Origin of the sequence: Niabella sp., assembly GCF_030150205.1 — a bacterium.
Classification (GTDB): Bacteria; Bacteroidota; Bacteroidia; order Chitinophagales; family Chitinophagaceae; genus Niabella.
In genome coordinates, this window is record NZ_JASLGT010000008.1 from 71,047 (window position 1) to 83,256 (window position 12,210).

The 12,210-nt window shown below is 46.9% G+C and carries 11 protein-coding genes; all 11 read right to left on the minus strand.

Annotated features, from left to right (window positions below; all coding sequences use genetic code 11):
* Nucleotide 1: 1 nt before the first annotated feature.
* Nucleotides 2-787 (minus strand): nucleoside triphosphate pyrophosphohydrolase, encoded by a 786-nt coding sequence (mazG, locus tag Q1V85_RS05140; RefSeq protein WP_300598129.1) that lies wholly within the window; start codon nt 785-787, stop codon nt 2-4.
* Nucleotides 788-847: 60 nt separating this feature from the next.
* Nucleotides 848-1,669 carry an alpha/beta hydrolase-fold protein gene (locus Q1V85_RS05145; protein ID WP_300598131.1) on the minus strand — a complete coding sequence of 274 codons (822 nt, stop codon included), beginning with the start codon at nt 1,667-1,669 and terminating at the stop codon, nt 848-850.
* Between the two features lie 114 nt (nt 1,670-1,783).
* On the minus strand, nt 1,784-2,695 hold the full coding sequence (locus Q1V85_RS05150; protein ID WP_300598133.1) for a polysaccharide deacetylase family protein: 912 nt from the start codon (nt 2,693-2,695) through the stop codon (nt 1,784-1,786).
* A 203-nt stretch (nt 2,696-2,898) separates the two neighbouring features.
* On the minus strand, nt 2,899-3,789 hold the full coding sequence (locus tag Q1V85_RS05155; protein WP_300598135.1) for a YARHG domain-containing protein: 891 nt from the start codon (nt 3,787-3,789) through the stop codon (nt 2,899-2,901).
* Nucleotides 3,786-4,427: a DUF2306 domain-containing protein gene (locus tag Q1V85_RS05160; RefSeq protein WP_300598136.1), complete on the minus strand. Its 642-nt coding sequence runs from the start codon at nt 4,425-4,427 to the stop codon at nt 3,786-3,788. The genes Q1V85_RS05155 and Q1V85_RS05160 overlap by 4 nt, the downstream gene beginning before the upstream one ends.
* 28 nt (nt 4,428-4,455) lie before the next feature.
* Nucleotides 4,456-5,568, minus strand: coding sequence for a glycoside hydrolase family 76 protein (locus tag Q1V85_RS05165; protein WP_300598137.1), 1,113 nt, complete (start codon nt 5,566-5,568; stop codon nt 4,456-4,458).
* Nucleotides 5,558-5,974: a methylmalonyl-CoA epimerase gene (gene mce, locus Q1V85_RS05170; protein WP_300598138.1), complete on the minus strand. Its 417-nt coding sequence runs from the start codon at nt 5,972-5,974 to the stop codon at nt 5,558-5,560. The genes Q1V85_RS05165 and mce overlap by 11 nt, the downstream gene beginning before the upstream one ends.
* 31 nt (nt 5,975-6,005) lie before the next feature.
* Nucleotides 6,006-6,812: a DUF4249 domain-containing protein gene (locus Q1V85_RS05175; protein WP_300598139.1), complete on the minus strand. Its 807-nt coding sequence runs from the start codon at nt 6,810-6,812 to the stop codon at nt 6,006-6,008.
* Between the two features lie 6 nt (nt 6,813-6,818).
* A complete protein-coding gene (locus Q1V85_RS05180) occupies nt 6,819-9,143 on the minus strand; it encodes a TonB-dependent receptor (protein ID WP_300598141.1) in 2,325 nt (774 codons plus the stop codon).
* Between the two features lie 62 nt (nt 9,144-9,205).
* Nucleotides 9,206-11,215 carry a hypothetical protein gene (locus tag Q1V85_RS05185; protein ID WP_300598142.1) on the minus strand — a complete coding sequence of 670 codons (2,010 nt, stop codon included), beginning with the start codon at nt 11,213-11,215 and terminating at the stop codon, nt 9,206-9,208.
* Nucleotides 11,216-11,298: 83 nt separating this feature from the next.
* Nucleotides 11,299-12,180 (minus strand): aldose 1-epimerase family protein, encoded by an 882-nt coding sequence (locus Q1V85_RS05190; RefSeq protein WP_300598143.1) that lies wholly within the window; start codon nt 12,178-12,180, stop codon nt 11,299-11,301.
* Nucleotides 12,181-12,210: the final 30 nt, after the last annotated feature.

A 12,210-nucleotide genomic window follows, 5' to 3' on the forward strand; every position in this document is an offset into this window, starting at 1 on the left:
TTTAATGTGGTTCTGTTTTTATCTGGTTCCATAAAGCGTCCATTTCTTCCAGCGTTAGCGTGGAAAGTGTGCTGCCTTTTGTTGCCGCCAGTTGTTCCATCCGGGTAAAGCGGTAAATGAACTTTTTATTGGTGCGTTCCAGCGCAGCCTCCGCATCTATCTTCAAAAACCGTGCATAGTTGATGAGCGAAAACAATAAATCGCCAAATTCTTCTTCAATTTGCTCCGGTGCCCCTTGTTCCACCGCCTCCAGCAGCTCACCGGTTTCTTCTGTCACCTTTTCCCAAACCTGTGGGGCAGACTCCCATTCAAACCCTACCTGACGGGCTTTTTCCTGAAGCCGCATCGCTTTTACCACGGCGGGTAATGACCGGGGCACACCGCTTAATACGGATGTTTTTCCCTCTTTTAATTTTAGTTGTTCCCAGTTTTTTTTAACGTCTTCTTCGGTATGCACTTCTTTTAAGCCTTCAATGGCTTCCTGCGGCGGATAAATATGCGGATGCCGTTTGATGAGCTTGTCCGCAATGCCGGTTAACACATCCTCAATGGTAAACTGCTCCTGTTCCGTTGCTATCTTTGAATAAAACACAATGTGCAGCAACAGGTCTCCCAACTCCTCCCGGATGTCCTTCCAGTTTTCATCGATGATCGCATCGCCCAGCTCATAGGTTTCTTCAATGGTCATTTGCCGCAGGGTATGAATGGTTTGTTTACGGTCCCAGGGACATTGCTCCCTTAGCTCATTCATGATCTGCACCAACCGGTTAAAAGCTTCCTGACTCATACTTATCGTTTATTTACTGTTTGCCCCGCGTCCTGTACTAAAGCTGCGGCATCGATTCCTTTATTTTGCCGCATCCGGTTCCGTAAAAAAGCGGTCCATAAATAGCAACTGGTAATAAATGGCATTTTGCCAGTAAGTGGATGTATGTCCGCCCGGCCGGGTAATATAGTCATGCGGAATATTTCGCAATAACAACTCCTGGTGCAGGTTTTCATTCACCTTGTAAAAAAAGTCCTCTGTACCGCAATCGATAATAATTTTCAGGGTTTTAGGTTCAATAAGATACAACATATTGATCACGGTATTTTTTTCCCAGCGCTCCGGGTTATCCCTGTATTTCCCCAATCGCTTTGCCATATCCCAGTTATTGGGGAAGGGCCGGATATCTACGCCACCGCTCATACTGCCCGTTGCACCAAATACATCCGGGTGTTTGATGGCAAGATACAGGGCCCCGTGTCCGCCCATGCTAAGCCCGGCAATACCCCGGCTTTTGGGAGAAGCCATGGTGGCATAATTCTTATCTACCCAGGCCACCAGCTCGCCGGAAACAAAGGTTTCATATTGAAATGAAGGATCAACGGGGCTATCCCAGTACCAGCTGCCATAGCCACCGTCCGGACATACCAGGATCATCTGGTACCGGTCTGCACCAGCCTGTGCGCCCTTAACACCGGGCCAGTAGGCATAACTGCCGCTGTAACCATGTAACAGGTAAACCACCGGATACTTTTTAGCCTTTGTATAACCATCCGGCAATACTACGCAGGTTTTAATATTCTTTTTCATGGAAGCACTGTATACTTCCAGCGTATCTACTTTTGCCGCCAACAGGTTGAACGTCACCAATAGCATGAACCCAACAATAAAGCACTTTTTCATTTTACCTAATGCATTTAGTTTAATACGGACGAATTTATACAAAAAATGGTTAGTGCCGGCAACAAAAAGGCAGGTGGAGCTACCACCTGCCTTCTTTATTTACGGTTTTTGTGATCAGAAACGTTTTTGATTGACCAGCGCTTCTTTTACACCGGGATATTCGGTAATAACGGCCAGCTCGTAATCTGACTTTGTTTTTAATTTCCGGATAAATTCATGCAGTTTCAGCGAATCGGCAGAGGTCCGCCACATCTGATCATGTGCCAGGATGACCAGGTTATCCGGTTTCAGTGTTTTATTGGAGGCAAACAAGTGGTCTACCTGTGCCATCAGCTGATCCGGGCTTTGCACAGCCTGCGAGTTCTTATGATTGAACTCCCACTCCAGGTCCCAGCCAATGAGTACATAGCCGCCTTTTTTCTGGAGCGAGTCGATTACCGATTTGTTCTTTAAGAGATCCGTGCGGCTGATGCTATCGATCCGCCAGGCATTGCGGCCGGGGGTACGGGCGATGGGCTCTTTCAGCATCATCATGGCCTGCGCGCGGTTAAAATCGGAAATAACCGAATCCGGGTTTTTATAAAAACTGGTGAACTTGTTTCTCCAGGCATGCGAATAGCTGTGGTTGAAGAGTTCGATGCCCGGAAAGCGCTGCAGTTGTTCCCACATGAGTTTTTGCTCAGGGCTGGCGCCGGTATGCAACCCGATCAAAAACATCGTGGCCGGTATCTTTTCCTCCTTCAGGATGGTTAACAGGTTACGGGTACCCAGGTTCGGCCCATCGTCGAAGGTCATAAAGATCCGTTTCTTTTTTTCCTTTTCCCTCTCTTTTTCCTTCTGCGGATCTTTTAAATTGATCTGCACAGAATCCGGGATATTAAGGTCTGCCCCCAGTTTTTGTCCTTTTGTATCCGCGTCATTACAGGAAAAAAGCAGCAGCAAAGCCAGGGAACCCAATAAGCAGTATCCCTTCCTCATAAAAACAGAGCGCTCCTTAGGGGCGGTCCCTTTCATCAATAGTTTCATATTTCTTAAATCAAAAGAGATTGCAAAACCAGGTGTGCCAGTGGTTGGGTCAGCTGAAAATCAAAAGTCTCCGGAACATAACCAACAGACTTTCCAAATGTGCATTCCATGTTATTTTACAATTCGGATGTAAAACTAATCAAAGCACCTATGATTTCAAAAAAATCTTCCCATGATCCCGATCAACATCTTGCCGCTGCCGGTCAGCGGCCAAACGTATCGTAGTTGTCCTGGGCGTATTTTTCAAACCGCTTTAGCGTAGCCACATTTTTTTGCTCCACCTCCGTAAGTACGCCGTCAATATTGTTGGTTACCGGAACATACCAGTCTACCTGGTCAAAAAACTGCCGTACGCCCTTACTTTTAAATGAGTACCCGTGCCGCGCAAAAATGGTATTGCGGATAATCTCCAGATCCAGTTTTTTCAGGTTTTTGAGTTGCTTTTCCGTCAGTTCGCTGGCAGATCCGTTTAATTTGTATACTTCTTCCGAAGCCGCCCGGTAAACCTTGTTTATTGAAGTATCTACCGTACCATCTTCGTTGGTATAAAGCTCCGTCTGGCTTTTTCCGTTTTCATAATCTACATACTCCCAACCCTCAGGAAGCATCAGGTTGGCGTTATAAAGAAATGGCTTTTTTACAAGGGTAAACTCCTTTACCGGGTTCTTTACTTCTGTTGCCTTATAGGCCTTCCATTTCCCTTTCAATGTATCGCCTATGATAACAAATTCAAAACGTCCATCATGCCGGTCGCTGCCGGGTTCATCCATCAAAAAGGAATATTTATTGCCGGTAAGGGTCAGCGTTCCCTTCATGGGCCGGTCATTTCCCTTTACCACACTTTTGCCCTCCACTCCTTCTGCAGTAATGCGGCTAAGCCGGATATTGATCCGGGCCACATCTTCATAATCGGGTGCCCCGTCTGACATACCTACAAAATCCCCCACCCAATTACCATAAAGATCCGTATGCTGTTCGGGCGGCAGCTCCTGTGCCAGTGCGGCAGGTGCACCGGCGTTAACCGGTTTCTTTTTTGAGTTACAGGCAAAAAGCAGGATAACAACAAGCAGGATCGGGGAATAAGCGTATTTCATTTTGATTTGATTTTATAAATAATATATTCTGCGCACAACCAGTTCGGGATCCATCCCAATCCGGCCACAATGATGTATACATCCATGGGGGCCGGATGAAAAAGCTGTACCAGGGCCCATTTCCATAACCGCAGTGTAATGGCCGATACCGCGAGGGCATAGCTCCGGATCATCATGAACCGGTGTTGCCTGAAATCCCGTTGTCTTACAGCCATTACAGCCCGTAATGTAAACACCCACCAAAATACCGACAGGATGGTAAAGAACAATATGGCCACCCAGCCTCCGTTGGCATGTACTCCCATTACAAAACCGGTGGGCGCCGAAAAAAACAATACCACCACTACGTATACATATCCCAGCATGCGGTGTGTCTTCGGTTGATTCCGGAGCAGGTATGGGCTAAACTGGGTGAAGCCTGCCAGCAGGCAAAAGACCGAAGTATATACATGGGTATAAAATACCGGGAGATAATACCACAGGCCTGCCACTTCGGTTTGCTTTATCTGCAGGAAGGATGCGGTAGAACTGAACGGGATATAGCGTAGGGTGATCTCCAGCATCAGGAAACTAAAAAAAACCAGCAGCACCAGCGCAAGGAATTGTGCAGTTGTTTTATGTTTTTTTGTTAGCTGCAATACAGAAATTTGGCGTAAAAATAGTTGATTATTTTATAACACCCTGCTTTTGCAATACTGCCATATGTGCCAGCAGCTCCAACATGCCGCCCTGGGGTACCAGGTTCTGGGATTTTTCATCCTTACCTATCAAACCCAGCGCAGTTTTATGGGCAATGGCATGATCCACCGCCTGCCGGAAAGCTTCGAGGTAACGTGGATCTTTATCAATGCGCCAAAGACGCAGAAAGCCCCGCATTAATACGGCATTGAACCAGAAATTATCTTTCAGCTCCTGGTTCTTCAGAAAATATGCATCAGCACTCGCAGCCATTTTTTGGGCAGTGGTGAGATAGGCCTGATCCTTTGTTAGCTCATAAAAAAGTACGTTCGCTTCCAGCATGGTTCCGGTATTATAAGAATAAACGCGCTGGTCGATCCGGCGATCTTTTAACTTCAGGTTGTCGTAATACAGCCCCTCCGGTGTGCGGAGCCAGCGATTCACCCATTGGTACAATGCCGTCGCCGTTTTTAAATATGTGCGATCACCGGTTGCCTTGTAAAGCTGAAGTGCCAGCAGGATGCCGGGGCCGTTACTGCAGGTATTTTTAGTGCGTTTATTTCCCTCCTGCCAGTAAAGCCCGCCGCCGGAAACCGTATCCAGCCCGGTCATCATAAAACGGTAGATTCCTGTTGCAACCTTCAGCCATTGCGGATCTTTTGTGGTTTCATACTGGCGCATTGCCGTAATGCCGATCCATTGATTGTCGTCATAAAAACGGTCTCCGCCACCCAGCTCCGGAGGATAAGAGGCGTAACCGGGCGCCGGGGGCCTCAGATCATTATACTTCCGGATGACCCCAAAGGTTTGCTCCATATCCCTTGATCCGCTTTCCAGTGCAGCGCCTGCCTGGTACGCTTCAAACAGCGCGCAAAGCGGCCAGAGATAGGAAACCTTGCGGTCGTCCGTACGGGCCGGTGCGTGCTCTGTGTAATACTTCAGCTCCGGTTTGTAATACTGTTTTATGATTTGCGTTTTGAGCAATGCATATTCCTGCGCATAGTCTCGCTGCTGGGCAATTGTGCCATTTGCAAGAAAGAAAAAAACAATCAGCATCCATCCTCCGCTATACCGGAGCATTCCATTCCATTTACTTTTCATTTGTTGATTTTGAGCACAATTCTGTAAGAACTCCATAGGTAGATTTTGGGTGCAAAAACGCGATCTGCAACCCCTCGGCACCTGGGCGCGGTTCTTTATCTATAAGCGTAATGCCCTTTTCCTGCACAGCCTGCAAAGCGTCTTCTATATGGTCAACAGCAAACGCAATATGATGCACGCCCTCGCCTCTTTTTTCAATAAACCTGGCAACGGGCCCTTCGGCATCCATGGATTCAAGTAACTCTATTTTGGTATCCCCTATCTTAAAAAAGGCCGTTCGTACTTTCTGGTCGGCCACTTCTTCTACCCGGTAGCACTGCAACCCGAATACTTCTTCCCAGTAACGGATACTTTCTTCCAGGTTGCGAACGGCCAAACCGATATGTTCGATATGTGATGGCTTCATTGTTTACAGTTTAATACAGCAATCCGATCGTTTATTTAACGTAGATCTCTTTTTTATCAAAGGTGTTGGCACTAAAATAGCCCAATGCGCCGCCGCGGATATTTGAAACCGGATTTCCCGGGGATGCACTCTGGTTTTGCCCTGACCCGCTTTGGGTTAAACTGTACCAGAAATCATAGTTATCCTTATTGATGCAACGCATTTCCACACGCAGGTTATCTCCTTTTTTCAGGTCAGACCCATCATTGCCCGAAAAGATCAGTAACTCATACACAACGTTCCGGCCATCAATCAATTTGTCATTGGTTACAAAAATCGTATTTTCTTTACGTCCGTCTACAAATTGTGTAAACCGGTATGCATTCCCTTCTCCCGGCGGATCCTTGAACTCTACCGTAGCAATCAGCTGCTCCCTTCCCACAAATACCCGGCTGGTTGTATACAACGAATCCAGGGGCACTTTCTTCGGCATGGTAGAGGTGGCTGTAAAAATTTCGTTTCCTGCTTTTACTGCTAAATGATACGTAGCCCCCGGTTTACCGGCTGCATTGGCGCGATAAAGCCCGTTACCCTTATGCTGCAATACGATGGGCGTTTTGCCGTTTTCGGCAATGGTTACAACTGCATCTTCCACGCCTTCAAAAAGATTGGGATCCGAAATGTTCAGTGTTTTAGAAATAGTAACGCTGTAAGAATCGGCGTTATCCGTCACTGTTCCTTCAATCACATATTTTTTATGAACGTTGTTGATGTCTACCTGTATCACCTTCTGACACCCCGTGGTGATAAAGAGCAGGCAGCTCAGCAAACCGTAAATAAAAAGGGGATATCGATTCATGTTGACCTAAAATTTAAAATGCCAGGAAATAGACGGAACAAAGCGAAAAAGGGACGTCTGCTGCGCTTCCGTTACATCGGGATTTTTCTCGTTCTGCTGAAAGGTGATCAGGTAGGCATTTTCCCGTCCGTAGGCATTAAAGAGACTGAAGGCCAGCTCCGAAGAAGTATTTTTCCGCCGGGTTCTCAGCTGCCGCGTAGCGCCCAGATCCAGCCGGTGATAAGCCGGCATGCGGTAGGCGTTGCGCTTTGTGTAGTAGAATACGATCTGTTTATCGATCACATATTTTCCGCTGGGAAATGTAACCGCATCACCGGTATAATAGACCCAGTTGGCAGAGAAGTTCCATTTTTTATTCAGCTGGTAATTGGTTACAATTGCCACATCATGGGTGCGGTCCTGCCGGGCATTATACCATTCACCGTCATTGATGCCGTCAATCTTTCTTTCGGTTTTGGAAAGGGTATATCCGATCCAGCCGGTAAGCCGGCCCTGCTTTTTTTTCAGCAGCAATTCCAGGCCATAGGCCCTTCCGATACCCGACAGCAACTGTGTTTCTATGGCGTCATTGGTATATACATCGGCACCGGTGCGGTAGTCGATCTGGTTCTGAAATGTTTTATAATACGTTTCAGCGGTGAGCTCATACCGGTTCCCGGAAAGATTTTTATACCAACCCAGCGAATAAATATCCACCAGCTCCGGCTTAATGCTATTGGTACTGGCCACCCATTTATCGGTAGGGAAGTTCGCTGCCGAATTGGAGATCAGGTGCAGGTTCTGCGCATTACGGGCATAGGACGCTTTTAGCGATGTGCTGTTATTTAAGATAAAGCTGGCCGCGATCCGGGGCTCCAGGTTCCAGTAATTTTTTACAAGCGCCCCTTTCCGGTAGTTCAACGTATCTGTAATGGTTCCGTTCCGTTCCACTTCATAAAAATCACCCGGCCCAAAAATGGCAAAGGAAGAAAGACGCATTCCAAAGGTCAGGTTCAGCCAGGAAGCCGCGCTCCAGGTATCGGTGGCAAAAACGGCTGTTTCCCAGGAATAGCGGTCCTGCAAATACAGGTTATTATAACTTGTTTTGCCGGAACTGGTGATCTCTCCGGGAGTAATGGTATGATAAATGGAATTGAATCCGAAGCGGAGCGAATGACGGGAGCCGGCATACCATTGCACTTCTTCCTTCAGATTGAGGTCCCGGATCTGTGAAAAAATGTTCAGATCATTGTTGGCATTATTGATGGCGATATTGTAGTTAAAATCGCTGTAGATAAAAGAAGTATTGGAGAAAAGCCGGTCGTTAAAAATATGATTCCAGCGTAAGGTTCCGGTTTTGTTTCCCCAATCCATCCCAAATTGTTTTTCCAGCTTTAGCACATCCCTGCCCAGGTAACCCGAAAGGTATAACCGGTCTTTTTCCCCAAGGGTATAGTTCATCTTGGCATTGATGTCGTAAAAAAACAGGCGGGTATTTTTATTGGTAGAATCACCGAAGACCGGCAGCAGCAGATCGGCATAAGTACGCCTGCCCGATACCAGGAAAGAGGACCGGTCTTCCTGTATGGGTCCTTCCACATTGAGTTTTGCCGAAATCAGCCCCACACCACCGCTTACGGCATACCGCTGGTTATTGCCTTCATTCATCTTTACATCCAGCACGGATGAAAGCCGGCCGCCATATTGTGCCGGCATACCGCCTTTATATACGGTTACATCCTTTACAATGTCTGAGTTAAAAGTAGAAAAGAACCCCATGAGATGCGAGGCATTGTATACATTGGCTTCATCCAGCAGGATCAGGTTCTGATCGGTGGACCCACCTCTTACATAAAACCCGCTGTTTCCGTCACCTGCCGATTTGATGCCCGGCAGCAGCTGAATTGCTTTTAAAATATCCCGTTCTCCCAGCAACATCGGGATGGTATTGATCTCCTTCATGGTTAACCGTTCCACCCCCATCTGCGTACCCCGTATGGTACGGCCCTTTGTATTGGCGGTTACCTGCACATCATCGAGGTTCACCACCTGGTCTGGCAATAAAACATTTTGCACTTTGTTACCATCCAGCCGGATGGTTTCCGTTACGGTTTCATAACCAACAGCAGAATATGCAACAGTGTAACTCCCCTTTGAAAGGGTAAGCGAATAAAATCCATACTCATTGGAAGTAGTTCCCGAAACCCCGCCCTGTATTTCCACACTGGCATTGATCAATGTTTCCCCGCTGGCGGCCGACTTTATGGTACCGCTGAGGGTTACCTTCTCCTGCGCAAGGGACACCAGCGCAAATAGTATGGCCACAAAAAGAATACCTGTCTTCTTTGTCATAAATGATGTTATAAACAACCTCAATCCAACAAAAATAGCCGAACTGCGGCAGATTACCGCTGTCAGGCTCCGCGAGACGGAATGATAAAGGATAAGGGATTTTTAAAGAAATGCCGCAGGATGATGCCGATCAGTTCCGGATAACGCCGCAATTGAATGCCTCTTGATTTCACCGCTACAAAAAAAGCCAGTGAAAAACTAACCAGGAAATTGAAGAACCCGATCCCCAATACACCCAGGAATACGGTTAACAGGTATCCCCTTGGAATATTTCCAATGCCGAGACCATAAACACCGATGGCCATATTGCCCGATGAAATAGTGATATGCCGGATATCGAAGGGCACGCCAAATATTTTGCCCACATTGGCCGCCATTCCCAGGAAAAAACCCAAACTGATATTGCCGGCGTAAGCCCCTGCATTTTTTTCAATAAAGCCGGCCCACCATCTCCTTTTTGCTACCGAGGTACTGCGATGCAAGCCGGGATGATTTTTTAACCGGCTGCCTATTTTGCTGAACCGGATCTTGTTCTGTACATATCCTGCAATGATGCCGCTTAAAAACAAAAACACACCGGTATTGCAGGCATACAGTAAGGAGAGACTTTTAAACGGATGCTGCTCCTGCAACAGCATAAAGGCGGCTTTACCCGCCACCAGCTTTTGCCCCATTATCTGATGGTAGCCCCATGCCAGCAGATAGGTGCCCGGAAATACAATGACCAGGTTTCCGACAAAAGAGGCGGTTTGACTCCGGATCACTTTGGCTACGGTAAGCGCCAGGCTTTGAAGATCGGGCTGATCCTGGTTCTTTTTGGAATCCAGCGAAACGGCTACAGCATTTGCGGTAAAGGCGGGTTGTTTGGTAGCCAGCGTAGAACCGGTTTGATCAATCAGCACAAACCCGGCACTGTAGTTTACACTATACCAGAAGCCCTGCCAGAAATAAGCATAATGCAGCTTGCTCAGGATATTTTTTGCAATGGTTACAAAACAGATAATGAGCCCGCCCCACATGGCGCTGACCAGCATATTCAGATAATCCCTGCGTGTAGTTGTAATGTACTTTCCCCCCTTTTGTCCTTTATGTTCTGCAATCTGGTAAGCGATATAGCCTACCCCCTGCGAAATAAACTGGCGAATGCTGTTTTTAAGGTTTTCATTACGCACCAGCAGTTTAAAAAGATCAACAAACCGGCCTACATCAAAATGATCGTCGTTATCGATCGTATCCAGCAGGATCTGCATGCGTTCAATACGGGCGCTCAGGATCAGCAGCAGGTAGCTTTGCCGGATACTGGTACCCCGCTGGTCCTGATGCTGGCGGATATAGCGGATCTCATTCTCAATTTCAAAGAGCACCTGTTTTAGCCGGGTGGTTACTTCCCGGATATTGTAAGGATCGTTTTTTACCTGCTGCTGCAGATCGTGCAGCAACCGGCTTTGCAACAGGAAAGGATTTTCCCGTATCGAGTAGAAAGGAGCGATGTAATCCGCAATTTCTTTTTCGAGTCCGTCGTTCGCCACCTGAAAAGACAATACGGTCAGGGCGTCTACCAGGTGTTCTGTTAAACGCGGGTCTTTCGCCTGCAGTGTAAATTGCAGCAACTCAAAAAAACTGATCCAGGTAGCGCGCCGGATGACCTCGATCCACACATGGTCCCTTTTTTTATGAAAGACCCGGTCCAGCACATACACAAAATCATCCTTATCCTGTTCTTTGGGGAGTATCTTATGTTTAAGCTTGCCCGTCAGTTCATCCCAGAAACCGCTGCTGAGCGGAATACCGCTTTCGGTAAACGCGCCTTCCAGCCGGGTATTGATCAGCTGTACAAGGATGGCTTGCTGCAATATCGAAACAAGGGTTGGGTGCGCTTCCAGGAAAAGGATCATATCCTTCATCCGTTCATCTGCCAGGTGCTGTTCATTTTTCGGCGGCCGCAGATCTGCAAAAAAAGCGATCAGGAAATGCAGACTTTCTTCTTTTGTTTGAATCTCATACGCCGATTCATCCTCGAGCACTTTTTCGCAAAAGCTTTTTTCTTCTTTTTTTCGTTTAAATAAATGCATCCGCTTTTTTTAACCGGAACCAGGAAACCTGGTTATTAACCTGTCTAAAAATAGCAAAACTTTTTTTGTGTCTGCCAGCCCCTTTATGAAATTATGGTTACGGACCAGGTTCGTTCAAAATGCTGACCGGGTTCCAGTGTATGAATGCCTTCTTTCTTTGTAAGATCCTGACCGGTGCCTACGGTATCTGCAATACCGCACCAGGGTTCAATGCAAACAAAATCAGCCCCGGGAGCAGCCCATATACCCAGGTAGGGGAAACCTTCCCAGCTGAAATCAAATCCCTTGCCGGTTTTATCGGCACGCAACGTTAGCTTCCGCGATTTCAGATCCTTTAATACTATTGCATCTTTGGCAAACAAGCCTTTGTTTAAACGCAAAATATTGGTATGGTTAAAAAAGGGAATGGGTTCCTGCGCCAGCAGTCCCCCTTCTTCAATCGGCCATCTTCCGGCATTTTCTTTTTCTTCAAATTCAAGTGCATACTCCACATACGCATCGCCCTTAAAAAGCGGCAATTTAAATGCGGGATGGCCACCCACAGAAAACCACATTTTCTTATCGCCGGTATTGGTTACATCATAGGTAACATACAACGTTTTTCCTTCAAGCCGGTATTTTAATTTGAAATCAAATTCAAAAGGGTAAAGCTGTAATGTGTCAGCAGTGCTTTTCAATGCAAAAATCAATTCATCTGCCAATTGTCCTACGGGCAAAAAATTCATTTCACGCGCAAAGCCATGACGATTCAGATGATACCGCTGCCCGTCATATTCATAGGTATTATCTTTGAGTGCGCCCACGATCGGGAACAACACGGGAGAATGCTTGCCCCACACTTCCGGGTTACCGTCCCACATATACTCCTGCCCGGTACTTCTGTCAATCAGACTTTGCAGTTCCGCACCTTTTTCTGAAACAGCAATTTTCAGTACACTGTTTTCTATCTGGTATATTTTTGCCATAGCACGCCAATTTGAACATTAAACGAAAAA